This is a genomic window from Altererythrobacter litoralis (genome assembly GCF_036324225.1).
Lineage (GTDB): Bacteria > Pseudomonadota > Alphaproteobacteria > Sphingomonadales > Sphingomonadaceae > Erythrobacter > Erythrobacter litoralis_A.
This window is the reverse complement of record NZ_JAZDQV010000010.1, coordinates 35,095-60,735: the sequence shown is the minus strand read 5'-3', so window position 1 is coordinate 60,735 and position 25,641 is coordinate 35,095. Positions and strand designations below refer to the sequence as shown.

Genomic DNA, 25,641 nt, shown 5'->3' with positions numbered 1-25,641 from the left:
TCAGGCTCCTCTTTGCTCGGAAACGGCGATAACTTGCTCTGCTATCGGTATATCCGCTGGTGCTAGATCTAGCTCTAAAAGTCGGTTCAGAGGCACCCAATCAGCCCGATCGTGAACGGTTAAAGTGAATTGATCCTTGAGCATTTGCACTTCAACCGCGATCAGATTTACCGAGAGTTCCTCATAGCGGTGAGTGTTGGTTGCAATGATCGCGCCCGCAGCGGTTGTCATGGATAGCTCTTCCATCAGTTCGCGCACCACGCAGCACTGGGGAGTTTCGCCGGTTTCAATTTTGCCGCCGGGAAACTCCCAGAGGCCCGCCATCTTTTGGTTGGGGCCTCTTCGCGCAACAAATATCGCGTCTTCTCTGCGGATTATTGCTGCAGCGACGTCAATATGAGCGGCCATGTGTAGGGTTCTAAAGCAAGCGAAGCGCGAGACCAAGCGGATGGTACCGCAGAATTGAGGCCGGTGCCTCTACACCACGTACCCCCCCTGATCTGCGCGGCAAGACAGTCCCGCGGTTCTTGGGCATCGCCGGGACGATGCGCAGGCTCGCCGCTAGATGCCGCCAACCCTATCCGTTAGCGCCAGCAGTTGAGGTTCGATCGCAGTGAAATTCGGCTCTGTTGTCCATGCCGTGACGACACCAATTTCGTTCGATCCCGCAATGACCGTCACGACATAGGCGAGGCGTAAACCGTTCTGGGTCAGATTATACCGGTAGCGATAGGCTGAGAGAGCGCCCACCTGCAGGTCCTCTGTAGACGAAAAGGTCGCGTCGCTAGCCTGCGCTTTGATTGAAGACTGGATCGACCCCAGATAGGTATCCATATCGGTTACAGCGCTGCTCTTTATGGCCGACACCATGATGCCAGCGTCCAAGGTGTTGTTCGTGGTGTAATATCGCACACCGGCATTAGAGAGCTGCGACGAGATCGGCATGTTTGCCCACCCAGCCGGAAGTGCGAAATTGATCTTGCTCTTGTACTTCACTGCCGAACTGGGAATGCTCGCTCCATTCGGATTTTCGTTGAGGGCATAGTAGCCCTGCTTGCGCAGTTTGCTGACGCAATCACCCTGCTGCACCAAAGCGATAGGGGCCCCAAGCCAGCCCCATCCTGCAGATTTGCACTGCACGATATCGCCTTGGGCATTCCGCATTGGCTTGGCCGTCGAAACGCATGCCGCCAGAGCCAGCATAGCCGTTAAGGCTGCAGCCTGCTTAATCCTCATCCACGTAGCCTCCCTTAATCCGACATTCCGACAGGCTGAGCCGCTGCCTCAGCTTTCATGAGGGGCGGGGGCCATAGGGTCAGATGAGGCATTTTCGTACACGATTATTACGTTGCACACAAGCCCGCTCGCGTCCGCTACAAGTCGCCAGAGGAAAGGGCGATCGTAACATGGGAAGGCCGAAGCTACCCGAACCGATGGAGACGATCAGCGTCCGGCTGCCGGCGACGGTAGTGCGCGAGATCGATGCCTATCTTGCGGCTATGCGGTTGGAGGCGCCCCTCATTATGCTCAATCGCGCGGATGCTATCCGGCAGCTTTTGGCGATTGGCCTACGGCATGAGAAAGAGGGTTGAACCTCTGACCTGCCGGCAGAATTTTGCTGCATTCGTCGTTGCTGGCCTTTACCGTACGATGCTGCATGGAGGCGAGAATGACCACAGCTGTTAGTACTTCGATCCAGTACTCGGGCCGTCGCGGCCGTCCGGATCATCGCAAGCGCACCGAAGGACCACGTTCTGCCCCTGTTAGCATGCCGGTAAACTCTCCGGTGTGGTGGATGGCGGCGATGATTTTTGCTGCCGCTGCGCTGACCCACGGTTTTGGGGTTGGCGTGGCAGCCGTGATTGGCCAGCTCGGTCTTATGACGCTCATGCAGTGGGCTGTAATCTTGTACCAGCGGCGCGTGACTTCCCAACGTATGGCAAGGACAATCCCTATGCTGCGCGCGGCACGATGGGCGAGCTTTTTGCTGGTGATGGCAGCTATTTTGGTCGTTTAGGCCGCCCTACTGCACGGCAATCTTTTCAAGCGCCCCCGCGCCTTTCAGGTGTTCGATGCAAGCCGTACGAATGTATGTCGCCTTGTTTGCTTCGTTTCAGAAAAGAGAGATTTTCCATGTGGCAGGGCCAACGAATAGAGGTGGTGATATGCGTAATATTGCGCTCGTAGTTGCCGCGATGACGCTCGGGGGCTGCGGGAGCCAAACCGGAGCTTCGACGGCTGAGAAAGCGCTCGCCGAGTGTAAAATATTGGCGAATACGAGCGAAGGAATCCAATTCCGCCGAAACTATTTCGAGGGGGTGATCAAAGATGCCGAATTAGACCAAGCTATGTGGCACGGTGCACCATACCGAGAATACATGGCTCTTTGCATGCAAGCACGGGGACTAAAATTCAAAGACCTAACCGGTGAGGCCTCAGAAAAAGGTGATGAATGTTGGCAGAAGATCAAGGAGACACCGGTTCCGATAATGAACGTCGATTATCATTTATGTTATCGGGGCCCATAGGCATCGCCTCGAAAAGGCTCGCCTCTTGTTTGAACGATTTAAGGGCAAGGGAATGTCTTTAATCCGCTCGAGGGTTGACACGTTCGGACGGGCAAAACCTTGATGACTGCACTTTTTGATTTAGCGGCAGGTTAGCAAGGCGAGCACGGATCAAATCTGGATCACCTCTAGCACCTCTAGCACCCCTGTCTCTAAAACTATAGATTAGAGATGTGATCTTGAAACTTTTCGATATAGGGGTGCCAGAGGTGCCAAAGGTGATGCTATCATTAATAGTACGGAATCACCTCCATAAATACACCTAAACTTTCTATCTTCTTTTCTATTGATAATCTGGCAATCTCGTCACGAAAAGATTGTCGGCTTATGATTTCGGTGCACCAAACATCTCTATTTCTTATGCAGTACACTTGATATTTTGTTCGCACTCCATATTCATTTTCATCCCAGACGTCGTAAAGCTTCACAAAGCCGGCACGCTCCACCCCGTGGCGAACTGCAGGACCCTTAGGCCAGCCTTCGTCACCCACCAGACGTTTCAATTCCGCTGACGTGACAAGATCCACCGGCCACTTCTCTGCGACTTCCATCAGAATGTTTTCGAACTCGGTCCGTGACCTTGCAAGCACCGCTTTTTTGGCCGCTGAAAGTGGTGGACGTTGTCCGGGATTGAAGCCGCCTATTTCCCTCATTCGCAAAGCATGGGCGACAGAAGCGATAAACTCTGGATCAACCTTTAACCGATAGAGATCGACGTAATATTCAGGCGATTTCGGCTCTTCGTCTGTCGTAACCACCCAGAAACGACGGTCGCCGTCTTCCAACGGCAGAGCGGAAAGTTTGTTGGAGAAAACCAGCCATCGGCAACTATTCCACTCGACGCTTTGACGCCCGAACTTAGGGTTAATGAGGCGCGTCTCCTCGGTTACCATTTTCTTTAGAGTTTGGGCGTGCTGGTACGCTTTGCCGGAATTTCCCTCGTCAATCTCATCAACGACAGCCAATATCTTGCCAGACAAGGCTCCGTTGAAGCCGTTTTTGAGCGTCTCGCTGAGATTGTAATTGGTCGCGACATTCGCGGGCCAGACGCCGTGCAGGACACTGGCAATCCAGTTTCGCCCCATCCCGTGGTTTGTCGCTACATGAAGCCAGCCGTAATGTGGCAGCTCTCCCGGCCGCTGCTCAATATGGGCCAGCCAATCCAGAAATGATTCCGCCTCCGAACCAAAAAGCCATCTCACGTGGTCGAAGAATGGCTGAGCGATAGAACTCCATTCCGCGGGAGGCGCGGGTCGGTCGATTGGACGCCAACGATTGTAAGAGGCGCAGCCTTTCGGGTCTTGTGTGAATTCATCAGCGCCGGCGCGGAATGTAACCGTGCTCAGGGTGATCCTGTCTGGGTGCTTCATCCATAAGTCGAAGCCCTGTACCTTCTTCGTGCTGTCTCCAGCCTCGACCAACTCCTTTGAAGCTAGCAGGAAATTACGGTAGTCCGCTTTGGCTAAGATGCAATTTGGCTCCACTCGGTCGAGAATAAGAGACCCATCAGCAACGAACACAAGGCGGCCCAGCATGTCCTTCAATGACATAGGCACCACCTTAGGGCATGCTGGTTCCTTTAAGCCTGTAGCGATTGCCGCATCCTCAAGGCTCAACGGCTTTGACGAATTCAAGATTGCGGCGCACAGTGGCTCATCTCTTTTGGCTAGCTCCCACCAGTCCTCACCCATCACTGGTGGGTGGATGAAAGTCGCTTTTCCAATTCCGTCGACGTCGAGAAGTGGCCTTATGCCCTCTTTGTCAAAGTCAGCCGCGATCACGATATGTCGGGCAAGAAGGTTTTTGCACGCCCACTTCGCTACCTTTGCGACGCCGACGTTATTCAAAGCCCACAGGACCTGCGTTGCCGTCAGCTTCTGAATGACGACAGCATCTGCCCAACCTTCGCATATAAAGAGCTTATGGGTTTCCGGCCCCACAAAATTCCCCGCAATATAATCGGAAAAGGCTCCTTGGAAACGCTTCCTGCCATCTGAGTAAATGTGCTGTTCGGCAATCGCCTGCCCTGTGTCCAAGTCGTAGATTGGCACGACGATTACCCCGCCATTTTCGGCCGCATTGCCTGTCTCATCATATGAGAGGCTGACGCCCTTTCGCTCTGCGTAATTCATGAGCGCCCCCATTCTGGGAGCAGGCCCATCCTTGTCAGAAGGGCATTTCGCGATCGAAAGTCGCACTGCTGACGGCAATGGTGCTTAAGTTCGCCTTGCCAGTTTTGAATGCGGAAGCGATCCGTCCCGCCGCAGTAGGGGCATGGCCCGTGGTACTCGGTTGCGCCGGCTTTTTTTAGCTGCAGAGCGCAGATCATGCGCTCAGAATAATCATTCCAAGTGTTTCTCATTTTCGGATACCTTGTGGCAATCCGATCGCAAAGGTGGTACGTAGTAGCTCGTCCAAAGCAGCCGTCGGTCACCCTTGTGATCGGCGGTTGTTCAGTTTTGCGGAGCGGCCAGTAGCTCGATCAGCGCTGAAGAAGGGATCAGAGAGCGGCCTCCGACCTTTACGATTGGAAGATCGCCTTCGCTGATGAGCTTATAGATAGTGGTTCTACTGAGACTAGTAGCCTCAACAGCTTCACGTATGCTGTATGCGATTTTGAGTACTTCAGAATTAGACACCATGTTACTCCCACGAGTTCAACAGTGTCATCCCGTTTACGCACGAAATCGGCCGGATCAATACATAAGATATCAGTTTTTCAATGACTTATTCAATTGGGGCGCTCCATTTTGCAATGAAGCTTATGCATCGCCGTCGATCCACCATTTGATACAATCAGTCATGAATTCAGTGTGATAATTGATCGGGAAATTATTCAAAGGGCATAATCTTTATTCACGGCGCGCACGCCGGAAAAAATTTTCGAAGTGTGCATTTTTCCGCTTTGAAGGCTAATTCACATCAATCGGTCGGCGAAATCGGCAACCACCAATATGCCAGAGTGCGACGCGAGACATTGCCAGTATGGCACCACACTATTTGGCCACCCACCCCCTCACCACGTACCCCCCCATGCGCACACGTATGGCGCGGGCCACTCTAGAAGGCGATGCTGGCAAGCGCCTCTTCGGCGTCATTGCTCACAAGATGTCCATAGTGCTCTTCGATCATGTTCACGCTCGTGCCCGCTAGCTGCGCCACCGTGAGGATTGGCAAGCGGGCGCGGATCAAGTCCGTAATGACGCTATGGCGGACAGTGTAAGCGACCACCGAATTAGAGAGACCGGCGACGTTAGCAGCCCTTTTGATCGGCCGATTCCATGTGTCATTGTTCCATTTGGCGCCGTTCTCTCGGCTAAAGATAAACTCATGTGGCGCCTTACCGCTTACGAGCGCTCCAAAAAAATCGCCAGCAAGCGGAGGTATGGTAATTTTGCGCTTCCCATTCTTGTCCTTGTTGATCGCTAGAACGCGAGTGCGTTTGTCGAAGTCTTTCACCTTCAGCTGGGCGAGAGCGCCGGGACGTAGCGGCAAAATGCAGAGGCCCTTAATGAATGGACGTATCTCCCCGTCCGCAGCGCCCGCTAATTTCATCCGCTCCTCTCTGTCGAGATACAGGTCGCGGCGTTTATTGGCGCCCTTATACGGCTTCAACGCCTCTTGCCATGCTCCATCCGTATTCGGTGCCCCTAGCCTCAGAACTCTCCGTAGAGCCGCTCTCACGGGTACCATGTCTCTATTTATCGTCGATTTTGAGCGCTCTTTCGTCCTTTTTTCACTGTTCTTGCTGCGTGATATAAGCGCCGGAGCTTCCTCAAGCCGCTGGCGCCAGTCGCGCAAATGGTGGCGACGCAATTTGTCGAGGGCGACCTTGGCGACAGGATCGTCATAGACGTGTCGCCGAAAGACACCTTCTGCGATCGCATTGGGTTTGTCTTTGAGATAGTCTTCGCACGCATCCCTCACGGTGACTAATCTACGAGAGCGCATGCCCCCGCTTTCAACCGTTACGGCCCATTCCTCGGCATCAGCCTTGGCCTGATTGTACACCTCGTGGCCTGACAGAGTGCCGTAATCCCCCAGCACCTTACGCCTGTATTGTCCCGCATCGGTGTCATAGGCGCGCGCGTGCCATGTCCCCTTAGGGCCCTTCTTGGCTGGTCTATAGCCAACGTAGCACCGCTTCCGCAGGGGCTGCCAATGAGGTTCGTCCCCCGGCCTTGGCTTGAGTTTCGCGCGTTCTCCGATCTTGCTCAAATCCACCATTTGAACGATCTCTCACAAAACATGAAAAAAACATGAAAAACATGGGCGAACATTATGGGGCGCTATAGACTGTTTCTATTGGTTAATTTTGTTCGCGTAAAGCCGTAAACGTTCAGTATAGCACCCTTGGTAAGGGTGAGGTCGGGAGTTCAATCCTCCCCAGCAGCACCATCTCTCCGAACATCGTCGAACAGATCGCCCCGTGGGGCGTGTTCCCGCGCTCAAGCAGCGAAGCGGTAGAGCAGCCTACAACGTCTGCCCGTCGTCGAGCACGAAGTCGGTGCCGGTGACGAATTCGGCTGCGTCCGAACACAGGAACAGCAGCACGGCGTCGAGCCCCTCTTCACCCATCAGCCGCTTGCGCGGGAAGCGTGCGATGTGTTTCTGCCCGGCCTCGGTCTGGAACCACGCATCGTTGATCGCGGTGCGGATATAGCCCGGCGAGATCGTGTTGATCGAAATGCCGCGGCGCGCCCATTCGCGCGCCATGCTGCGACCGGCCTGGACAACGCCCGCCTTGCTGGCGGAATAGGCGACGAGGCCGGGCGAAGGTTCGAAAGCGGTGATCGAGGCGATCATCACGATGCGCCCGTTGGGCACGCCCGCGGCCATCATCCGCCTGGCGCCTTCGCGCGCAGTGAGGATCGCGCCCTTGAGATTGACGTTGAGCGTCTGCTCGATCTCGTCCTCGGGCATTTCGGCGATCATGCCCGCACCGTCGATCCCGGCATTGGCGATGACGGTGTCCACCGTGGCGCCAAACGCCGCTTCGGCGGCGTCGAATCCGGCGATGATGTCGGCTTCGCGGGCGACGTCCATCTGCACGGCGCATGCCTTGTCGCCGATCTCGCCCGCCAGCGCGGCGAGCCGGTCCGCGCGCCGTGCACCCAGCGCCACATTCGCGCCCGATCCGGCCAGCAGCCGCCCGAAACGCGCGCCAAGGCCCGAAGAAGCGCCGGTGATGAGCGCAGTGCGCCCCGAAAGGTCGAAGGAAAAGCCGTTCACTTGAGCGCTTGGCCGGTTAGTCGCTGGCGCCGAGATAGCCGAGCTGCCCGGCCTTGAAGATCGTCTGCGCGCGATTGACCGAATCGAGCTTCTCGCCCGCGCGATGGATGTGATAGCGGATCGTCGCGTGGCTGCGATTGAGGATCATGCTGATCTCGCGGTCGGTCTTGCCGATCGCGGCCCAGCGCAGGCACTCGACTTCGCGCTTCGACAGCACGCAGTCCGCCGGGATGCGGCGCTTGGTGCGGTTGGCCTGGACATAGCCCGCGATGAAGCGGCGCATCAGCTGGCCGAACAGCGAGCCGTAACGCGCGAATTCCTCCGAAAGGTCTTCCTTGCTGCGATCGAGGCTGGTGAAGGTGTTGCAGGAGATCTGGCCGAACGGCAGGTGCACCGGAACCACGATCGACGCCTTGCAGATTGCCTTCTTCTCGTAATCGCTCAGGTCGATGTCATCGAGATAGGAGTTCCGCCAGCGCGTGTGGAAGCCATAGCGGTTCACCCAGAAGGGTTCGCTTTCATAGCGGCAGGCGCGGGGCAGCTGCCAGTGGAGCGCGAGGCGGCTGTCTTCCCACCAGCGAACGCCATCGTCGATCCAGCCGAAGATGTCTGCATTGAGGTTGATGCCGTCGGCGTCGAACATGGCGGTCTTGGCGGCGATATCGTCGCACATGGCGACCTGCATTCCGCGTTCCGCTGCAGCGCGTGCAAGCGCGATCGCGGCATCGTGGATATCGTCGGTGCAGCGAATCGTGACCCGCTCAAGCAACAGTTCGACGCTCTCCATGCTGAGCGGCGTGCGAAGTTCTACGACATTGGATGCCAAGCCAGAAACTCCTATCCTCGTCCCATAACGGCTGCGTCATACACGCATTCGCACCGCAGCCTCTTACTTTGTTCAGGCGCTTGGGTGCGAGTCGCCGATTAGGCTGGGTAGCATAACAAGGAAGGTTGGGCGAGCAATGGCGTGGCAAGGCGAGAATTTCGGATATGCGATCAAGGCCGTTGCGAAGGCGGTGGAACCGGGCCGTCCCGCCCTGGTCCATGGCGATCGCGTGGTCAGCTGGGGCGAATTCGACGCCATGACTGACGCAATCGCCGCCGGGCTTGTCGCGCGGGGCCTCAAGCCCGGCGATGTCGCGGGCCAGATGCTCAGGAACACGCCCGAATACATGCTGGCCTATTTCGGCTGCGCCAAGGCGGGCGTGACCCCGGTCAATGTGAACTACCATTACAAGGACCGCGAGCTGGTCGACATCTTCGCGCGCTTCGGCCTCAAGGCGCTGTTCGCGAACCGCGAATATTCCGAAGCGGGTGCGCGCGCCATGCCCGAAGGCGCGCTTGCGCCTTTCGTCGCAGAACCGGGCGATGCCGGATGGGAGGCTCTGTGCGCGAGCGAGATCGGCCCGGATTTCGCCGTCTGCGACGACCGCGACTGCATGTTCTTCATGGCCACCGGCGGCACCACCGGCATGCCCAAGGCGGTGATGTGGCCGTTCGGCGCAGCATGGGAAGCTCTCGGCATCGCGTCATGGTCGCCCAGCCCGCTCGTCCCGCCCGAGATCGCCACTTCGCTCGAAGAACATGCCGCCATCGCGGCCCGGCAGGTGCCGGGGCACCCCGAAAGCCAGGCGCCCTTCATGCCGCTCTGCCCGCTGATGCACGGTACGGCGCAATATTCGGCGGTGAACCATTTGCTCAAAGGCGGCACGCTGGTGACGCTGCCGATGGAATCCTTCGACGCCGACCTCGCGATCGACACGATCCGCGACCGGCAGGTGCGCGCGCTGGTGATCGTGGGCGACGCACATGCCATGCCGCTGCTCAAGGCGCTCGATGCGCGTGCCGATGCCGCTGAAGCGATCGCCAGCCTGCGGCTGGTCGGCTCGTCGGGGGCGCTGTTCTCGCTTTTGCACAAGGAACGGCTGGTCGAGCTCAACCCCGAACTCGTCGTGTCCGACGTGCTGGGTTCGAGCGAAAGCGGCGGCACCGCGCTGCGAGTGACCACGAAAGACGGAACGCTGGGCGGCGGGGATTTCATCGCTGTGCCCGACCGCGGGATGACGCTGTTCGACGAGAACCTCGAGGAAATCCCCATGGGCACCGAAGGCGTCGGGATCGTGGCGCGCTCGGGCCCGCTGCCGCTGGGCTATCTGGGCGAGGATGAGAAGAACGCGCAGACCTTCCCGGTGATCGGCGGCAAGCGTTATTTGATGACGGGCGACCGCGCGCGCTGGAACCCGGATGGAACGCTCGATTTCATCGGGCGCGACAACATGTGCATCAACACCGGCGGGGAGAAGGTCTTTCCCGAAGAGGTCGAAACCGTGCTGCAGGCGCATCCGGGGGTGAAGGACGTGCGCGTCGTCAGCCTGCCCGATCCGCGCTTCGGCCGGAAAGTGGTGGCCGTGGTCCAGCCCGAAGGCAGCGAGGAAGGGCTCGAGCCGCTGCTCGATGCGGAAGCGCGTGCAGGCCTCGCCAGCTACAAGATCCCGCGGCTCTACGTCTTCACCCAGCGCTCGTTGCGGCTCAACAATGGCAAGCCGGATTACAAGGCGGCGCAGGCCATCGCCGACGAAGCGGAGGCGGGATAGCGCGTTTCGGGTTTACGGCAGTTTATGGCCGATAGCGGAAGCTAGTCGAATGACTGTTATTGGGTGGGAAGCGGACTTAGCGCCCTACCAAAGTTGAGCGACCAGTCGCCGAAAAATTGCCTGGAGCGCCGACGTCAGTATGAGGCGATGGCAAACTATTTGCCAAGTTTGCCACGCTAAGCCCAGCGCAACACATTTCTGGTCAGTCGCCAAGCCGCAAAAGGATTTGCATGCCTCCGCCCAGATCGGGGCTGCCATCTGCAAAGCCGGTGTAGCCATAACCCTGCAGGCGCAACGTATCGCTCAGCTTGTAGGTGAGCGATGCCGTTGCTTCGCTGATCTTGGGCGACGTGGCTGTCGCCCCTTCGCGCCAGTCATAATCGAGGCCGACCATGAGCCGGTCTGCCGAGACATAGACCCCCGCGCCAGCGACCCACACATCGCGCAAGGCGAGCACATCGCTCTGTCTGTTGAAGCGGCGCCCGCCATAGGCCGACACGCTGACGCTGCCGAAACTGTGGAGCAGTTCGCCCTGCGCAGTCAGGTCGGTGCTGCCCGTGCCAAGGAATTTCGCTTCCGAGGCGGTTGGCAGTTTTGCCTTGCCGACCACGTCGAACCAGGTCGCATCCCCGACGGGCAGCGAATAGCCAGCCGTGAGCCACAGGTCGCCAATGCCGCTGCGCGAAGTGATCGTGCCGCCGGGCGTGCCCGAGGTGCCGCCGCCTTCGCCCGGAATGACGCCCGAAGGGCCTTCTGCATGCAGGTAGGAGATCGACGCCTTGAGGTAGAAATTGTCCGCCTGGTATTTCACCCCGATCGGGATGGCGAGATAGTCCGTATCTTCGACATCGCCATAGTCGCCGGACGAATAATCGACGCCGGTGTTGATCTGGACGTAGGATTCCTGCGCCATGGCGGGCGCGGCCGCCAGGGCAAGCGCTGACACGACAGCCGCTGTCAGTGCGGGATGGATGATCGGCATGGCTCGCCCCTCTTATCTCTTCATGAATTTCGGGCGCCGGGAGCTGGCTGGTAACCGGCACACGACGCCCGCATAGCTACAATATACTTCGCGGGAGTTAGCCCGGGCGACCCGGCCTGTCGGGCTTTTCCGGCTTTTCCGGTTTTTCCGGCTTCTCGGGCTTTTCGGGCTTTTCGGGCTTTTCGGCCTTGGCAACGCGTTCGGTCCGCTCGGCGCGCTCGTGAGTCACGATTGCGCGGCTGCCGTCTTCCTTCGTTATGGTGTGAAGATTGCCCGACGGCGTCTCCACTGTCTGGACGAAACCGGTGGTGACAGTTTCCATCATGGGGCTGCCGTCTTCGTTGAAGAGCAGATTGCCTTCCTCGTCGGTCGCCTGGCGCTCTTCCGAAATCGCTTCGCGTATGACAATGGCACCATTGCTCTCGGTGGTTTCAGGTTCGGTCCCGTCGTCGGCGGGGGCTTCTTGCGCATAGGCTGAAGCAAATCCGGCAAGGGCGAGCAATATTGCGGGACCCGTCGAGATGATCTTCTTCATGTTCATTCCCTCATTTGCGGAGCTGCAAATTTCTCGGGCAGGAAGCCTTAATGCGGCCTTTCGGGTCAACGTTAAGGCGACCACGCGCCCCGCCGCTGCGGCAGCTTGATGCCTGCATAGGGGCCGTTGGCGAACAGGAAATTTTCCATTCATGAAATATCCGCAATTGGGTCGTTAGCCGACGTTCCGATTTTCCTACAGCGCAGCGATCTGGCAAAAGCGCGGCGCTCTTTGCCATTGTCGCATCATCCCGGAACCGGGCTTCGCACTCTCATGCGGGAGGAAGGTTTTTCTCTTTCAGGACACTGTCGCAAGTGTCGCATCGGCCAGAAAAACGCCCCGCAGCCTGAACGAATCGAGCGCTAGCCGGTCGTGCGTTCGGACTTGTCCTTCTCGTTGGTGCCCTTGATCATCGCGCGCATCTGGTCCCATTCGGCGTCGCCCAGCGCGTGGAGCGGAGCCCAGAAGGTACCGCCGGTCGCCTGGTAACCCGCGCCGTCGATCGCGATGGTCTGGCCGTTCACATATTCCGCGCCGGGTCCCATCAGGAACACCGCCAGATTGGCCAGTTCGTGCATTTCGCCATGGCGGCCCATCGGGTTGATCTCATTGTTCGAATTGCCGCCGCGCCCGCCGGGGCTAAGCCGCGCGCTCATGCCCTTGGTCGGGAAAAGGCCCGGCGCGATCGCGTTGAAGCGCATGTTGTAGCGGCCCCATTCGACCGCCAGGCTCTGCGTCATGGTGTTGATCGCGCTCTTCGACATGGCCGAGGGCACTACGAAGGCCGAACCGTTCCACACCCAGGTGGTGAGGATCGCCAGGAAGTTGCACCGCCCGCCTTCGGCCTTGATCCGCTTGCCGACATCGAGCGTGACATAGAAGGTGCCGCGGAAGACGATGTCGGCGATGGCGTTGAAGCCGTTGACCGAAAGGTCTTCGGTGCGGCTGATGAAATTGCCCGCCGCATTGTTGACCACGCCGGTCAGCGCACCGCCATCGGCCCAGATTGCATCGATCATGGCATGGATCGCATCGGCATCGCGGATATCGCAGGTCATCGGCACGACCTTGCCGCCGTGTTGTGCCATCAATTCCTGCGCGGTCTCGTCGAGCTTCCCTTGCCGCCGCCCGCAGATATAGACCGTGGCGCCCAGCTTGAGGAAAGCTTCCGCCATCTCGCGGCCCAGGCCGGTGCCACCGCCGGTAACGAGGATCCGTTCGCCTTCCATCAGGCCGGGGCGGAACATCAGCTGTGATACGTCCATCGGTAACTCCTCGATATCCTTGTGCGGACTGCGGCAGGCTTGTGCGCCCTAGTTTACCGCCCGGTCCCTGCCTTCCCAATAGGGTGCGCGCAGATCCTTGCGCAGGATCTTGCCTGACGGGTTGCGCGGCAGCGCCGCGATGAAGTCCACCGACTTGGGGCATTTGTAGCCGGCGATGTGCTGGCGCGCATGTGCGATCACTTCGGCTTCGGTCAGCTGCTCGCCCGGCTTCACCACCACGCAGGCCTTCACCGCTTCGCCCCATTTGTCGTCAGGGATGCCAATCACTGCGACGTCGGCGACCTTGGGGTGCGAGTAGATCGCGTTCTCGACCTCGGCCGGATAGACATTCTCCGCGCCCGAGATGATCATGTCCTTCACCCGGTCCTGGATGTAGAGATAGCCGTCCTCGTCGAGATAGCCGGCATCGCCGGTGCGCAGCCAGCCTTCGGGATCGATCGTCTGGGCGGTCGCTTCGGGCCGCTTCCAGTATCCCTTCATGTTCTTCGGGCTGCGGGTCGCGATCTCGCCGATCGTGCCGGTCGGCACTTCATTGCCGTCGGCATCGATGACCTTGATCTCGACATTCTTGAGCGGCGTCCCGACCGATCGCATCCGCGGGCTGCCTTCGGGAACATGGTCTTCGGGGCCGAGCGCGACGATCGTCCCCGTCGTCTCGGTCATCCCGTACATCTGCACGAAGCCGCACCCCAGCACTTCCATCGCGCGCTTCATCAGCTCGAGCGGGATCGGCGATGCGCCATAGGTAATGTATTTGAGGTTGGAGAAATCGACTTCGCGAACGCGCGGATGGTCGAGCAGGATCTGGATCGCCGCCGGCACCATGAAGATCTTGGAGATGTTGTAGTTCTCGATCAGGTCGAGCGCCCGGCTCGGATCGTATTCGGGCAGGACCACGGCGTTCGATCCGTTGAAGATCGTGCCGAGGCCATATCCGGTGCCGCTGATGTGGAAGCATGGCATGGCGAGCAGCGCCACTTCGCCTTCGACGGTCTTCTGCCAGTCGTGCAAATCTTCGGCGTTGCGTTCGTTCATGCGCGAGGAGAAAATCGATCCGTGGGTCAGGATCGCGCCCTTGGGATACCCGGTCGTGCCCGAAGTGTAGAGCTGGACCGCGTCGTCATCCACCGCGCAAGGCACCATCGGATCGCTGTCGGGAAAGCCGTCGCGCCATTCGGGATAGCCGGGATACTTACCTTCCGGCGCTTCCGAGCCGAAGATGCCGGCGACATGTTCGAGCTGCCCTTCGATATCGCCGACCAGCTCGGCGAAGCCCGGGCCGACGAACAGCGCCTTGGCCTGGCAGTCGTTGACCACATAGCTCACCTCCGGCCGCGCGAGCCGCCAGTTGACCGGCGTCATCACCGCGCCGAGCTTGGCCGCTCCGGCGAGGATCTCGAAATAGATGTGCGAGTTCTTGCCGATATAGGCGACACGGTCGCCCTTGCCGACACCCAGCGAAGCCAGAGCATTGGCGGCGCGATTGCTCCGCCGGTCGAGCTCGCCGAATGTGAGCACGTCCCCTTCATATTCGAATGCGATCGAATTGCTTCGTTCGCGCCCCTGATGGCGCACGATGTCGCCAATGGTCTGGGGATCGCCGATGCTCGACATGGCAGCCCTTTCCCGAATGCCTCTCGCCAAGGGGTGTAGGTGGTACACCCTCCTCGGCCATTGGCATATTTCATAGCAGCGATCGCGCGGCGCTGCGTTAGGGTCTCGTGCATTCGGGGAATTGGCGACAGGAGATCGAAGTGAGCGCAGAACTGCTGGTCGAGACGCGCGACGGCGTCGAGATCGTCACTCTCAACCGGCCCGACAAGCTCAATGCGATGAGCGCCGGCCTGATCGCCGAACTCGACGCCTATTTTCGCGGGCTGCAGGATAGGCTCGATGTGCGGGTGGTGATCCTGCGCGGGGCGGGGCGGGCATTCTGCGCCGGGCTCGACCTCACGCCCGGCTCCTGGCCGGGCCGCGAAGGCGAGGGGCCGGTGCAGGGCGGCTGGCGTACCCAACGCGCCATCGCCACTGTGATGCAGTTGATGCGCCAATGCCTGCAGCCGGTGATCGCGCTGGGCCACGGCGCGGCGTGCGGCGGCGGCTTCTCTCTGCTGCTGTCGAGCGATGTGCGGATCGGCGCGCCCAGCCTGCGCATGAACGCGGCCTATATCAAGATCGGGCTGGGCGGTTGCGACATGGGCTCAAGCTATTTCCTGCCGCGGCTGGTGGGGGCGTCGGTTGCCGCCGAATTCATCCTCACCGGCAATTTCATGGGGGCCGAACGCGCGCTCCAATGCGGGCTGGTGAGCCGCGTGGTCGAAGAGGAGGCGCTGCTCGACGCCGGGCTCGAACTGGCACGCGACATGCTGGCAACGGCGCCGATGGGCCTGCGGCTTTCGAAGGATGCACTCAACCGCAATATCGATGCGCCGAGTTTCGAAGCGGCGCTGGCGATCGAGGACCGGCAGCAGGTCATGCTGGCGCAGACGCAGGATTTCGAAGAGGCCAAGCGCGCCTTCGCCGAAAAGCGCCCGCCCGAATACAAGGATCGCTGAGCGCGCGCGGCTCCCCTCGCAAATGCGCTAGGCTCACTCGGCCAAACATGCGCTAGGAATGGCGGACGGACCTAAGGGGAGACGCAGAGGCCATGGACTTCCGCCCTACCGACGAGCAGCGCGAATTGCAGGAAGCCGCGCGCAAATTCGCGCGCGCCGAATTGCCCGAGCTGGCGCGCGACATGGAGGAAAAGGATTATCCGGTCCCGCGCGCCATGGTACGCAAATATGGCGAAATGGGCTTCCTGGGCGTCAACCTGCCCACCGAATATGGCGGGCTGGGGCTGGGCCATCTCGAAGCCCTGCTGGTGCTGGAGGAATTCGCCCAGATCTCGAACGCCGTGGCGTTTCCGGTGTTCGAAGCGCTGGTGGGGCCGGTCCGCACGATCGAACGTTTCGGCTCGCCGGAGATGAAAGCGCGCATCCTGCCTGAAGTGATCGCGGGTGAGAAAGTCGTTGCGGTGTCGATGTCGGAACCCGATGCGGGTACCGCGCTGACCGACCTCAGGACGCGCGCGGTCGAGGATGGCGACCACTATGTCGTGAACGGCTACAAGCGCTGGACCAGCGGCGGCGGGCACTCGGACTATTACGTCACCTATTGCCGCTACAATGACGAGCCGGGCGCGAAGGGGATCGGCGCGATCCTGCTCGATCGCGATGCCTCGGGCATGCAGTTCGGCAAGCGCGAGCAGCTGATGGGCTTTCGCGGGATCGAGACCGCCGACTATGCCATCGAGGATGTGCGCGTGCCGAAGGCCAACGTCATCGTCGGGGCAGGCGGCTTCGGCAAACTGATGAGCGCGTTCGGGCTCGAACGCTGCGGCAATGCCACCCAGAGCCTTGGCGTCGCGGCGGCGGCGCTGGAGCAGGCGACGCAATATGTCCAGGAACGGCATGCCTTCGGCAAGCCGATCGTCGAATTCCAGGCCGTGCAGATCAAGCTCGCGGAAATGGCGATGAAGGTTGAGGCCGCGCGCCTGCTGATCCACCGCGCCGCAGCCAATGCCGCGCACCAGCCCGACGGGCTGCCCACGGTCTACGAAAGCTCGGTCGCAAAATGCTATGCGAACGAGATCGTGCGCGAAGTGACTTCGATGGGCGTGCAGGTGATGGGCGGCTATGGCTACCACAAGGATTACGGGATGGAGCAGCGCCTGCGCGACGGTTTCGCCTGGGGGATCGCGGGAGGCACCACCGATGTGCAGAAGACCAATATCGCTGCTGCGATGATCGGCCGGAGGTTCGACCAGCGCCGCTAAATTATTGACGCGCCAAGCCGTATTGCCCATGCAAGACGGTATGGACGAGAACACTCCGGCGACACCCGTGGCTCCACCAGAGCTTGCGCCCCCTTCCACGCCTGCAATCGGCGGGCATGGCGACGAGCAGGAACTGACCAAGCTCCACCCCAATTACGTCTGGGCGCTGCGGGTCGAGACCACGCTGGTTTCGATCCCTTTCATCGTCGGCGCGCTCGTTCTTGAGACGTCGGCGATACTGCCCCCGGCGGTGATCATTACCCCGGTGGCGCTCGCCGCGCTGCTGCTGATCCTGCGCTTTCCCGCGCGGCGCTTCTTCGCGCGCGGCTATGCCATGAGCACCGACCGGCTGCGCGTGGTGCGCGGGCTGATGTTACGGCACGACACCGTGGTGCCGTTCGGCCGGGTGCAGCATATCGACGTCAGCCAGAATCCGATCGAGCGCTTCTTCAGCATCGCCACGCTCACGCTGCACACGGCGGGCACGCATAACGCCTCGGTCAAGCTTCCGGGGCTGGGCGAGCAGCTCGCACGCGACATGCGCGAGGAAATCCGCAGCCACATCAAGCGCGAGTCACTGTGAGCGAACAGGACCCCACCAAGATTCCTGTCGCGGCCGCAGGCGAGCCGCAGCGCACGGATCCGCGCACTTTCCTGGTTCGTGCCGTGTCGATGCTCGGCCAGCTCGCCCTGCCGATCGGCATCGCCTTGTTCTCGATTTTCAGGAAAGGCGAAGTCGCCGACAAGGCGCTTCTCTTCCTGCCCTTCGTTCTCATACTGGTGGGCATCAATTTCGGCATCGCCTACCTGCGCTGGCTGCGGCTAACTTACACCACCGGCAAGGAGGATATCCGCGTCGAGAGCGGCATAGTCAGCCGCGCGGCGCGTTCGGTGCCCTATGAACGGATCCAGGACGTCAGCCTTGAACAGAAATTCCTGCCGCGCCTGTTCGGGCTGGTCGAAGTCAAGTTCGAAACCGGCGCGGGCGGGGCGGAAGATCTCAAGCTTGCCTATCTCACCGAGGCTCAAGGCGAAGCGCTGCGGCTGCTAATTCGCGAACGGCGCGAGGAAGAGGCGGCGGAAGTCGCGGCGCGCCCGGCAGCCGATGCCGCGCAGGTTCCAGCCGACGAGCCCGCCGAAGTGCTGTTCTCGATGGATGCGGGTCGGCTCACCACCTTTGGCCTGTTCGAATTCTCGCTCGCGGTCTTCGCGGTGATCGGCGGTGCTTTCCAATATGCCGAGAGCATTGCCGGGATCGAACTGTGGGATCCCGATTTGTGGCTGGGCCTTGCCGAAAGCCAACAGGGCTGGATCGCCGGGCTGGGCCCGATGTTGCAAGTTATCAGTGCAATTGCTGGCATCATCGCGCTGGTAGTGGTGGGGTCAGTGACAGGGCTGGTGCGCACCTATTTGCGCGACTGGGGCTTCGTGCTCGAAAAGACGGTGCGCGGCTTCCGCCGCCGCCGCGGGCTGTTCACGCGCACCGATGTGGTGATGCCGGTGCACCGGGTGCAGGCGATCGAGCTGGGCACCGGGCTGGTGCGATACCGCTTCGGCTGGCACGAACTCAAGTTCACCAGCCTGGCGCAGGATGCCGGACAGTCGAGCCATGTCGTCGCGCCCTTCGCGAAGATGGAGGAGATTGCACCGATAATCCGCGCAGCCGGATTCGCGCCCCCTTCGGAAGATCTCGACTGGCACCTCGCGAGCCGGAAATACCGCCTAGATTCGGCGCTGCTCGAAGGCGGAGTCTTTGCCCTGCTGGCGATTCCTGTAGCGATTTTCGCGCCCCTGCCCTTCGTTCTGGTGCCGCTGGGACTGGCCGCCTTCTTCGCGGGAGCCAATCTCTATGCATGGCAATTCCACCGCCATGCCTTGAGCGCCACGCAGATCTTTGCCCGTCGCGGGCTGCTCTCGCCGCGCACGCAGATCGCCTCGCGGGTCAAGCTGCATTCGGTCGAGATCGAGCAAGGGCCGATCGCACGGCGGCGCGGCTACGCCACGCTGCATCTCGGGCTGGCAGGCGGGAAGTTCTCGATCTCCGGCTTGCCGCTCGAACAAGCGGTCGAATTGCGCGCTGCCATCCTCGACAGCATCGCAGCGAAGGATTTCTCCCGGCTGGGCGGGTGAGCTTTCAGACGGCGCGCAAATCCGCCCATTCGGGATGCTCGGCGAACCTGGCTGCGGTGTAGGAGCAGGCGGGCACGATCCGGAAGCCCTGCAGCCGGGCGTCCTCGATCAACCTTTCGGTCAGTGCCGCGGCGACTCCGCGTCCGCCGATGCTGCGCGGCACGACGGTATGGGTGGCGATCCGCACGTCTTCTCCGGCGGGCTCCCATTCGAGATAGCCAGTCGCGCTTTCGCCTTCGAGCTGCGCGACATATCTGCCGCCGCGCTCCTGCGCATGGTGCGTGATGATCAGGCCTTCGAGCGCCATTGCGCACCTCCTGCTTGCCAAGTCCGCTATCGGCTTTACAGGCACAACCGATGCCAAGGCAAAGACCATTCCTGTCGGACAATGCAGCGACCATCCACCCGCGCCTGTGGGAGGCGATGCGTGCCGCCGATTCGCCCGATTCGCCATATGACGGCGACCGTTTGAGCGCAGCGCTGGACGAGCGCTTTTCGGAGCTGTTCGGGCGCGAATGCGCAGCGATCTGGATCGCCACCGGCACCGCCGCCAATTGCCTCGCGCTCGCCACCATGGTGCAGCCGCATGGCGGGGTGGTGTGCCATGAGGAAGCGCATATCGAAGTCGATGAAGGCGGCGCGCCCGGCTTCTACCTTCACGGCGCCAAGCTGATGTTGGCCAGCGGAGAGGGCGCCAAACTGACTCCGGCGGATATCGCGGCGGTGATCGATCCGATCCGGCCCGATGTGCACCAGGTGCAGCCGCATGCGATCGCGATCACCCAGGCTAGCGAATATGGACGCGCCTATCGCCCGCATGAGCTCGCCGCGCTGGGGGCCTTCGCGAAGGAGCGAGGGCTGGGCCTGCATATGGACGGCGCGCGCTTCGCCAATGCCGTGGCCTTCCTCGGCGGTTCCGCGGCGGATGCTGCTGGCCCGTGCGACACGCTCGCTTTCGGTTGCATCAAGAACGGCGGGATGAGCGCCGAAGCGCTGGTGCTGTTCGATCCGGCGCAGGCGGAGTTGGTCAAATACCGTCGCAAGCGCGCCGGGCACCTGCAATGCAAGGGCCGTTACCAGGCCGCGCAAGTGCTCGCCATGCTGGAGGGCGATCTCTGGCTGGAGAATGCCCGCGCGGCCAATGCCGCAGCGGCGGAGATCGCCGGAGCATGCGGCGAGCGGCTGATGCACCCGGTCGAGGCAAACGAGCTGTTCGTGCGGCTGACGCCGGGCGAGCGGGAATCATTGCGGGCTCAGGGTTTCGAATTCTACGATTGGGGCGCCGACGCAGCGCGTTTCGTCACCGCGTGGAACACGCCGCAGGATGATGCGCTGGCGCTGGCGCAGGCGGTCGCGAACCTTTGATCGCCCCTGGATGAGCGAACATCCTCCCCACGCCCTGCTGCGCCCGGCAATTGCACTGCCTTTCCTGCTGGTCGCGCTGATCTGGGGTTCGACCTGGTTCGTCATCACCACACAGATCGACGGGGTGCCGGCTCAGTGGTCGGTGACCTGGCGTTTCGTTGCCGCGACTCCGGCGATGTTCGCGCTGGCGCTGTTCATGCGCAATCCGCTCGCCATGCCGCGCCGCGCGCATTGGCTGGCGGTGCTGCTGGGGCTGTTCCAGTTCTGCGGGAACTACAATTTCGTCTATCTGTCCGAACTGCATCTGACTTCGGGGATCGTGGCGCTGCTGATCGGAATGATGATCGTGCCCAATGCAATCCTTGGCCGCTTCATGCTGGGCCAGAGGATCACGCTGCGCTTCACCATCGGCAGCGCGATCGCGCTGGTGGGGATCGCGTTGCTGCTGATCAACGAAGCGCATGTGTCGCCGCTAGGCGGCGATGTCGGGCTGGGCGTGGTGCTGGCGCTGGTGGCAATGGTCGCGGCCTCGATCGCCAATGTCATCCAGGCGGGCGAAGTCGGCAAATCGGTGCCGCTTGTGACGCTGCTGGCATGGTCGATGCTCTACGGCACGATCATCGATGGCAGCGTGGCATGGGCGCTGGCGGGGCCGCCGGTGATCCCGCGCGAGCCGCTCTATTGGGCCGGAATCGCCTGGCTGGCGCTGGTCGGATCGGTGGTGACCTTCCCGATCTATTACGATCTCGTGCGCAAGCTTGGCGCAGGCCGCGCGGCCTATAACGGCATCCTTGTGGTGGTGATCGCGATGTTCATCTCGACCCTGTTCGAGGGCTTTCAATGGACTCCGCTGGCGATCGCCGGGGGCGCGCTGGCGATGCTGGGGATGCTCGTCGCGCTCAGGGCCCGCAACGTCTAGGCGAGGCTGGCCAGCCCCTCGACATAGGTCGGATAGAGCGGCCGCCAGCCCAGCACCCGCTTCGCCTTGCCATTCGCGACCCTTCGGTTCTCCGCATAGAAACCGCGCGCCATCGGGCTGAGCCCGGCTTCGTCGAGCCTTTGCAGCGGGGGAGGTGCAACGCCGAGCAGGCGGCATGCGTGCTCGATCACCGCGTTCTGGCTCGTCGGCAAATCGTCGGCGAGATTATATGCGCCGGGCGGGACGTCGCGTTCGATCGCCGCGATCACGCCTGAAACGATATCTTCGACATGCACGCGGCTGAACACCTGCCCGGGCAAGTCTATGCGATTGGCGCGCCGCTCGCGCACGCGGTCGAGCGCGCTTCGGCCCGGCCCATAGATTCCCGGCAACCGGAATGCCCGGGCGCCCATGCCCAGCCAGCGCGCATCGGCTTCGGCACGTGCAGAACGGCGCCCTCCGCCCACAGGGGCGCTCTCGTCCACCCATGCACCTTGCGTGTCGCCATAGACCCCGGTCGAAGACAGATAGCCGAGCCATTTGCCCGCCAGTGCATCGCCATATCGATCGAGCACCGGGTCGCTATCGTCCGAAGGTGGGACCGAGGACAGCACATGGCTCGCGCCGTCCAGCGCCGTTCGCACCGCCGCTTGGTCGGCAAAGTCGAGATTGCCCTTGCTTCCGGTCGCGTCGACCCGCCAGCCGCGCGCTTCAAGCGCTGCGGCAATTCGGCTCGCCGTGTAACCCAATCCGAAGATCACGAGGTGACTCATGCCGTCAATCTAAGCGTTGGACAGCGGCGCAAAGCAACCTAAATCGGCTGCCATGGATATTGCACGAAACCCTGACATGGCCGATGCCGCCATCACTCCGCACGAACCGCCGATGATCCGCCGCGAGGATTACCAGCCCTTTGCCTGGCTGGTTCCTGAGGTCGCGCTCGACTTCGACCTCGGCCTCGAAGCGACAAGGGTCGTCTCTCGGCTCACAGTCGCACGAAACGGCAAGGCAGCTCCCTCCTCCACGATCCGCCTCAATGGTGATGGCCTCACTTTGCTTTCGGTCAAGGTCGATGGCGAGATGCGCAACGACTGGTCAATGGACGGGGACGACCTGATCGTGCCGCTTTCGGGCGAAGCGCATGAGATCGAGATCGCGACCGAGATCGATCCTGCGGCCAACACTCGGCTCGAGGGGCTCTATGCCTCGAACGGCATGCTGTGCACCCAGTGCGAAGCCGAAGGCTTCCGCCGCATCACCTTCTTCCCCGACCGGCCCGACGTGCTGAGCACCTATCGCGTGCGAATGAGCGGATCGAAGGCGCAGTTCCCGATCCTGCTGTGCAACGGCAACAGGGTGGCCGAGGGCGAAGGCGCCGATGGCACCCATTGGGCCGAATGGCACGATCCCTGGCCCAAGCCGTCCTATCTCTTCGCGCTCGTGGCGGGCGATCTCGTCGCCAACTCCTCCACCTTCACCACCATGAGCGGACGGGAAGTGGAGCTGAACGTCTGGGTTCGTGCGGAAGACCTGCCGCGCACCGATCATGCGATGGAATCGCTCAAACGCTCGATGCAATGGGACGAGGATGTGTTCGGGCGCGAATATGATCTCGATCTCTACAATATCGTCGCGGTGAGCGATTTCAACATGGGGGCGATGGAGAACAAGGGGCTCAACGTCTTCAACACCAAATATGTGCTGGCTGATCCCGACACCGCGACCGATGACGATTTCGACGCGGTCGAAGGGGTGATTGCGCACGAGTACTTCCATAACTGGTCGGGCAATCGCGTGACCTGCCGCGACTGGTTCCAGCTGTCGTTGAAGGAAGGCTTCACCGTGCTGCGCGACCAGCTGTTCAGCCAGGACATGCGCGGGCAGGAGGTCAAGCGGATCGAGGACGTGCGGATCCTTCGTGCGGCGCAATTCCCTGAGGATTCGGGGCCGCTCGCGCATCCGATCCGGCCAGACAGCTATCGCGAGATTTCCAACTTCTACACCGCCACGGTCTACAACAAGGGCGCCGAAGTGATCCGCATGATGCGCTCGCTTTGCGGGCCCGAGCGCTTCCGCCAAGGCACCGATCTCTATTTCGACCGGCATGACGGTGAAGCGGCAACCTGCGAGGATTTCGTCCGCGCGATCGAGGACGGCGCGGAGCTCGACCTGAAGCAGTTCCGCCTGTGGTATTCGCAGGCCGGCACGCCGCGCCTGTCGGTCGCGATGGCGCATGGAGGCGATACGGTCACGCTTACGCTGAAGCAGTCGGTGCCTCCCACCCCGGGTCAGGCCGCCAAGCAGCCGATGGTGATCCCGCTCAGGATCGCGCTGCTCGATCGCGTCACCGGCAGCCACCGCGGCGAAGAGCTGGTGGCGCTCGACCGGGCCGAGCAAAGCTTCACTTTCAGCGGCTATGCGGCTCCGCCGGTGCTTTCGATCAACCGCGGCTTCACTGCCCCGGTCGTGATCGAGCGCCAGCTTCCGCGCGAAGATTTAGTGCTGCTCGCGGCGCATGATGACGATCCCTTTGCACGCTATGAAGCGATGCAGGAGCTGATGGTTGGCCACCTTGTGGCGGCTTCGAAGGGCTCGCTGTCCGCAAGCGAACGCGCGGAAGGCGAGGCGGCGATTGCTACGGCTCTGGGCGCGGTGCTGGCCGATCCGGCGCTGGAAGATGCGATGCGCGGCGAACTGATGCTGCTGCCGACGCAATCCTACCTGTTCGAGCAGCTCGACAAGGCCGATCCCGCCGCGATTCACCGCGAGCGCGAAGGGCTCAAGGCGCTGCTTGGCAGCCAACTCGCCGACGGGCTCCACGCGCTCTATGAGCGGGCCGCGCAAGTGCCCTATGATGGCGAAGGCGCGCGGGGCGCACGCAAGGTCAAAACGCAGGCGCTCGCCTACCTTGCTGCAAGCGACTCCGCCACCGCCGCCCGGCTCGCCGCCGCGCAGTATGATGCCGCCGACAACATGACCGACCGGCAAGGTGCGCTGATGGTGCTGACGGGGCTCGACACGCCCGTGCGTGAGGAAAAACTCGCGGATTTCTACCGCCGCTACCAGGGCAATGCGCTGGTGATCGACAAATGGTTCATGCTGCAGGCGTTGTCGCTCCACCCGCGCGTGCTTGAGCACGTAAAGGTGTTGAAGGACCACCCCGATTTCACCATCCGCAATCCCAACCGCGTGCGGTCGCTTTACATGGGCTTCGCCGCGAATCCGCCGGCTTTCCACACGCCCAGCGGAGAGGGCTATCGCATCGTTGCCGATCTGATCCTGGCGCTCGATCCGATCAACCCGCAGACTGCGGCGCGCTTCGTTCCGGCCCTGGGGCGCTGGCGGCGGCTGGAGGACGGGCGCGCGGCGCTGATGCGGGCCGAGCTCGAGCGGATCGCGGCGGCAGAGCATTTGTCGCGCGACACCTATGAGCAGGTTTCACGCAGCCTCGATGGCTGAGGTCACCCGCTTCGACATCGCGCGTGCTGCCGCGCTGGCAGGCGTGCCGCACGGCTTCTTCGGCCATTCGGGCGGGGTGTATCAGTTCGGCTATGGCGGCGAAGGGGAGGAAGCGACGATCCACGCTTCGCGCGCCGCGGCGGGCGGGGCCATACTGCCGGGAGGTACGTTCGTCGCGCCGCACCAGGTCCATTCCCCCGATGTGATTTCGGTCGAGGCGGAGTGGAGCGATTCCGCCACCGGGCGGCCCAGCGCCGACGCGCTGGTCACGGCGACGCCGGGGTTGGTGCTCGGCATTGTCACTGCCGATTGCGCCCCGGTGCTGTTTGCGGACGCTGCAGCAGGCGTGATCGGTGCGGCGCATGCCGGCTGGCGCGGAGCCCATGGCGGAGTGCTTGAGAACACAATCAAGGCGATGGAATCGCTCGGTGCATCGCGAGCACGGATCGCCGCCGCGATCGGGCCAACGATCGCGCAGGCGAGCTACGAAGTGGATGCGCGGTTCCGCGCCAATTTCACTGAGGCCGATGCGCGCTTCTTTTCCGCCGGCCGTGAAGGGCACTGGCAATTCGATCTTCCGGCCTATGTTTTCCACCGGCTTGAGGTGGCTGGCGTGGGCATGGTGGAAGACCTCGCGCTCGACACATATACACTTGAAAACAAATATTATTCGTTTCGCCGTGCGACCCATCGCGGCGAACCCAACTACGGCCGCCAGCTGAGCCTCATCGCATTACCCGCCTAGCTTGCATGAA

24 protein-coding genes are annotated in these 25,641 nt (G+C 61.5%); 10 read left to right on the top strand and 14 right to left on the bottom strand.

The window, feature by feature from the left end; genetic code table 11:
- Entirely contained in the window at positions 1 to 408 is a 408-nt protein-coding gene (locus VRS74_RS10590; RefSeq protein WP_354145230.1) for a (deoxy)nucleoside triphosphate pyrophosphohydrolase, read from the bottom strand.
- 153 nt (positions 409 to 561) lie between these two features.
- Positions 562 to 1,236 (bottom strand): hypothetical protein, encoded by a 675-nt coding sequence (locus tag VRS74_RS10585; protein WP_354145229.1) that lies wholly within the window; start codon positions 1,234 to 1,236, stop codon positions 562 to 564.
- Between the two features lie 433 nt (positions 1,237 to 1,669).
- Here VRS74_RS10585 and VRS74_RS10580 point away from each other — a divergent pair, with 433 nt between their 5' ends.
- A complete protein-coding gene (locus tag VRS74_RS10580; RefSeq protein WP_354145228.1) occupies positions 1,670 to 2,017 on the top strand; it encodes a hypothetical protein in 348 nt (115 codons plus the stop codon).
- Between the two features lie 780 nt (positions 2,018 to 2,797).
- Here VRS74_RS10580 and VRS74_RS10575 read toward each other — a convergent pair.
- The 6 genes from VRS74_RS10575 to VRS74_RS10550 all read right to left on the bottom strand — a co-directional run bounded on the left by VRS74_RS10575 (position 2,798) and on the right by VRS74_RS10550 (position 8,625).
- Positions 2,798 to 4,711: a DUF5906 domain-containing protein gene (locus VRS74_RS10575; RefSeq protein WP_354145227.1), complete on the bottom strand. Its 1,914-nt coding sequence runs from the start codon at positions 4,709 to 4,711 to the stop codon at positions 2,798 to 2,800.
- Positions 4,696 to 4,896, bottom strand: coding sequence for a primase-helicase zinc-binding domain-containing protein (locus VRS74_RS10570; protein ID WP_354145270.1), 201 nt, complete (start codon positions 4,894 to 4,896; stop codon positions 4,696 to 4,698). The genes VRS74_RS10575 and VRS74_RS10570 overlap by 16 nt, the downstream gene beginning before the upstream one ends.
- Before the next feature lie 124 nt (positions 4,897 to 5,020).
- Positions 5,021 to 5,209, bottom strand: a complete 189-nt coding sequence (locus tag VRS74_RS10565) for a helix-turn-helix domain-containing protein (RefSeq protein WP_354145226.1) — start codon at positions 5,207 to 5,209, stop codon at positions 5,021 to 5,023.
- Between the two features lie 418 nt (positions 5,210 to 5,627).
- The gene (locus VRS74_RS10560; protein ID WP_354145225.1) at positions 5,628 to 6,794 is read right to left on the bottom strand and encodes a tyrosine-type recombinase/integrase; all 1,167 of its coding nucleotides are present in this window, start codon (positions 6,792 to 6,794) and stop codon (positions 5,628 to 5,630) included.
- A 246-nt stretch (positions 6,795 to 7,040) separates the two neighbouring features.
- Positions 7,041 to 7,799 (bottom strand): SDR family NAD(P)-dependent oxidoreductase, encoded by a 759-nt coding sequence (locus tag VRS74_RS10555; protein WP_354145224.1) that lies wholly within the window; start codon positions 7,797 to 7,799, stop codon positions 7,041 to 7,043.
- 16 nt (positions 7,800 to 7,815) lie between these two features.
- Positions 7,816 to 8,625 (bottom strand): helix-turn-helix transcriptional regulator, encoded by an 810-nt coding sequence (locus VRS74_RS10550; RefSeq protein ID WP_354145223.1) that lies wholly within the window; start codon positions 8,623 to 8,625, stop codon positions 7,816 to 7,818.
- 136 nt (positions 8,626 to 8,761) lie between these two features.
- On the opposite strand from VRS74_RS10550, the gene VRS74_RS10545 reads away from it, so the two are divergent.
- Complete coding sequence (locus VRS74_RS10545) at positions 8,762 to 10,393, top strand: AMP-binding protein (protein WP_354145222.1); 1,632 nt, start codon at positions 8,762 to 8,764, stop codon at positions 10,391 to 10,393.
- Positions 10,394 to 10,595: 202 nt separating this feature from the next.
- Here the strand turns inward: VRS74_RS10545 and VRS74_RS10540 are convergent, their stop codons facing one another.
- From VRS74_RS10540 to VRS74_RS10525, 4 genes are all read right to left on the bottom strand, one after another.
- Positions 10,596 to 11,375: a hypothetical protein gene (locus tag VRS74_RS10540; RefSeq protein WP_354145221.1), complete on the bottom strand. Its 780-nt coding sequence runs from the start codon at positions 11,373 to 11,375 to the stop codon at positions 10,596 to 10,598.
- 97 nt (positions 11,376 to 11,472) lie between these two features.
- Positions 11,473 to 11,910: a hypothetical protein gene (locus VRS74_RS10535; RefSeq protein ID WP_354145220.1), complete on the bottom strand. Its 438-nt coding sequence runs from the start codon at positions 11,908 to 11,910 to the stop codon at positions 11,473 to 11,475.
- Between the two features lie 362 nt (positions 11,911 to 12,272).
- The gene (locus tag VRS74_RS10530) at positions 12,273 to 13,175 is read right to left on the bottom strand and encodes an SDR family oxidoreductase (protein ID WP_354145219.1); all 903 of its coding nucleotides are present in this window, start codon (positions 13,173 to 13,175) and stop codon (positions 12,273 to 12,275) included.
- A gap of 48 nt (positions 13,176 to 13,223) precedes the next feature.
- Positions 13,224 to 14,810 (bottom strand): fatty acid--CoA ligase, encoded by a 1,587-nt coding sequence (locus tag VRS74_RS10525; RefSeq protein ID WP_354145218.1) that lies wholly within the window; start codon positions 14,808 to 14,810, stop codon positions 13,224 to 13,226.
- A gap of 140 nt (positions 14,811 to 14,950) precedes the next feature.
- Here VRS74_RS10525 and VRS74_RS10520 point away from each other — a divergent pair, with 140 nt between their 5' ends.
- The 4 genes from VRS74_RS10520 to VRS74_RS10505 all read left to right on the top strand — a co-directional run bounded on the left by VRS74_RS10520 (position 14,951) and on the right by VRS74_RS10505 (position 19,143).
- Positions 14,951 to 15,751: an enoyl-CoA hydratase/isomerase family protein gene (locus VRS74_RS10520; protein WP_354145217.1), complete on the top strand. Its 801-nt coding sequence runs from the start codon at positions 14,951 to 14,953 to the stop codon at positions 15,749 to 15,751.
- A gap of 92 nt (positions 15,752 to 15,843) precedes the next feature.
- Positions 15,844 to 17,013, top strand: a complete 1,170-nt coding sequence (locus tag VRS74_RS10515; RefSeq protein WP_354145216.1) for an acyl-CoA dehydrogenase family protein — start codon at positions 15,844 to 15,846, stop codon at positions 17,011 to 17,013.
- 40 nt (positions 17,014 to 17,053) lie between these two features.
- Entirely contained in the window at positions 17,054 to 17,596 is a 543-nt protein-coding gene (locus VRS74_RS10510) for a PH domain-containing protein (RefSeq protein WP_354145215.1), read from the top strand.
- The gene (locus VRS74_RS10505) at positions 17,593 to 19,143 is read left to right on the top strand and encodes a PH domain-containing protein (RefSeq protein WP_354145214.1); all 1,551 of its coding nucleotides are present in this window, start codon (positions 17,593 to 17,595) and stop codon (positions 19,141 to 19,143) included. The genes VRS74_RS10510 and VRS74_RS10505 overlap by 4 nt, the downstream gene beginning before the upstream one ends.
- 4 nt (positions 19,144 to 19,147) lie before the next feature.
- On the opposite strand, the gene VRS74_RS10500 is transcribed toward VRS74_RS10505, so the two are convergent.
- Positions 19,148 to 19,450, bottom strand: coding sequence for a GNAT family N-acetyltransferase (locus tag VRS74_RS10500; protein WP_354145213.1), 303 nt, complete (start codon positions 19,448 to 19,450; stop codon positions 19,148 to 19,150).
- A gap of 50 nt (positions 19,451 to 19,500) precedes the next feature.
- On the opposite strand from VRS74_RS10500, the gene VRS74_RS10495 reads away from it, so the two are divergent.
- The gene (locus tag VRS74_RS10495) at positions 19,501 to 20,508 is read left to right on the top strand and encodes a threonine aldolase family protein (protein WP_354145212.1); all 1,008 of its coding nucleotides are present in this window, start codon (positions 19,501 to 19,503) and stop codon (positions 20,506 to 20,508) included.
- Between the two features lie 10 nt (positions 20,509 to 20,518).
- On the top strand, positions 20,519 to 21,427 hold the full coding sequence (locus VRS74_RS10490; RefSeq protein ID WP_354145211.1) for a DMT family transporter: 909 nt from the start codon (positions 20,519 to 20,521) through the stop codon (positions 21,425 to 21,427).
- Here VRS74_RS10490 and VRS74_RS10485 read toward each other — a convergent pair.
- A complete protein-coding gene (locus VRS74_RS10485) occupies positions 21,424 to 22,200 on the bottom strand; it encodes a Rossmann-fold NAD(P)-binding domain-containing protein (RefSeq protein WP_354145210.1) in 777 nt (258 codons plus the stop codon). The two genes, VRS74_RS10490 and VRS74_RS10485, sit on opposite strands and share 4 nt — an antisense overlap.
- A 52-nt stretch (positions 22,201 to 22,252) precedes the next feature.
- Here VRS74_RS10485 and pepN point away from each other — a divergent pair, with 52 nt between their 5' ends.
- Positions 22,253 to 24,886, top strand: coding sequence for an aminopeptidase N (gene pepN, locus VRS74_RS10480; RefSeq protein ID WP_354145209.1), 2,634 nt, complete (start codon positions 22,253 to 22,255; stop codon positions 24,884 to 24,886).
- Complete coding sequence (gene pgeF / locus VRS74_RS10475; protein ID WP_354145208.1) at positions 24,879 to 25,631, top strand: peptidoglycan editing factor PgeF; 753 nt, start codon at positions 24,879 to 24,881, stop codon at positions 25,629 to 25,631. The genes pepN and pgeF overlap by 8 nt, the downstream gene beginning before the upstream one ends.
- Positions 25,632 to 25,641: the final 10 nt, after the last annotated feature.

What these genes read in the sequence shown, in the direction of transcription:
- VRS74_RS10530 (WP_354145219.1), bottom strand. Translation starts at nt 13,175, where the DNA reads ATGGACGTATCACAGCTGATGTTCCGCCCCGGCCTGATGGAAGGCGAA.
- VRS74_RS10500 (WP_354145213.1), bottom strand. Translation starts at nt 19,450, where the DNA reads ATGGCGCTCGAAGGCCTGATCATCACGCACCATGCGCAGGAGCGCGGC.
- VRS74_RS10535 (WP_354145220.1), bottom strand. Translation starts at nt 11,910, where the DNA reads ATGAAGAAGATCATCTCGACGGGTCCCGCAATATTGCTCGCCCTTGCC.
- VRS74_RS10575 (WP_354145227.1), bottom strand. Translation starts at nt 4,711, where the DNA reads ATGGGGGCGCTCATGAATTACGCAGAGCGAAAGGGCGTCAGCCTCTCA.
- VRS74_RS10485 (WP_354145210.1), bottom strand. Translation starts at nt 22,200, where the DNA reads ATGAGTCACCTCGTGATCTTCGGATTGGGTTACACGGCGAGCCGAATT.
- VRS74_RS10525 (WP_354145218.1), bottom strand. Translation starts at nt 14,810, where the DNA reads ATGTCGAGCATCGGCGATCCCCAGACCATTGGCGACATCGTGCGCCAT.
- VRS74_RS10495 (WP_354145212.1), top strand. Translation starts at nt 19,501, where the DNA reads ATGCCAAGGCAAAGACCATTCCTGTCGGACAATGCAGCGACCATCCAC.
- VRS74_RS10570 (WP_354145270.1), bottom strand. Translation starts at nt 4,896, where the DNA reads ATGATCTGCGCTCTGCAGCTAAAAAAAGCCGGCGCAACCGAGTACCAC.
- VRS74_RS10590 (WP_354145230.1), bottom strand. Translation starts at nt 408, where the DNA reads ATGGCCGCTCATATTGACGTCGCTGCAGCAATAATCCGCAGAGAAGAC.
- VRS74_RS10515 (WP_354145216.1), top strand. Translation starts at nt 15,844, where the DNA reads ATGGACTTCCGCCCTACCGACGAGCAGCGCGAATTGCAGGAAGCCGCG.
- VRS74_RS10580 (WP_354145228.1), top strand. Translation starts at nt 1,670, where the DNA reads ATGACCACAGCTGTTAGTACTTCGATCCAGTACTCGGGCCGTCGCGGC.
- VRS74_RS10560 (WP_354145225.1), bottom strand. Translation starts at nt 6,794, where the DNA reads ATGGTGGATTTGAGCAAGATCGGAGAACGCGCGAAACTCAAGCCAAGG.
- VRS74_RS10510 (WP_354145215.1), top strand. Translation starts at nt 17,054, where the DNA reads ATGGACGAGAACACTCCGGCGACACCCGTGGCTCCACCAGAGCTTGCG.
- pepN (WP_354145209.1), top strand. Translation starts at nt 22,253, where the DNA reads ATGGATATTGCACGAAACCCTGACATGGCCGATGCCGCCATCACTCCG.
- VRS74_RS10545 (WP_354145222.1), top strand. Translation starts at nt 8,762, where the DNA reads ATGGCGTGGCAAGGCGAGAATTTCGGATATGCGATCAAGGCCGTTGCG.
- pgeF (WP_354145208.1), top strand. Translation starts at nt 24,879, where the DNA reads ATGGCTGAGGTCACCCGCTTCGACATCGCGCGTGCTGCCGCGCTGGCA.
- VRS74_RS10490 (WP_354145211.1), top strand. Translation starts at nt 20,519, where the DNA reads ATGAGCGAACATCCTCCCCACGCCCTGCTGCGCCCGGCAATTGCACTG.
- VRS74_RS10540 (WP_354145221.1), bottom strand. Translation starts at nt 11,375, where the DNA reads ATGCCGATCATCCATCCCGCACTGACAGCGGCTGTCGTGTCAGCGCTT.
- VRS74_RS10585 (WP_354145229.1), bottom strand. Translation starts at nt 1,236, where the DNA reads ATGAGGATTAAGCAGGCTGCAGCCTTAACGGCTATGCTGGCTCTGGCG.
- VRS74_RS10565 (WP_354145226.1), bottom strand. Translation starts at nt 5,209, where the DNA reads ATGGTGTCTAATTCTGAAGTACTCAAAATCGCATACAGCATACGTGAA.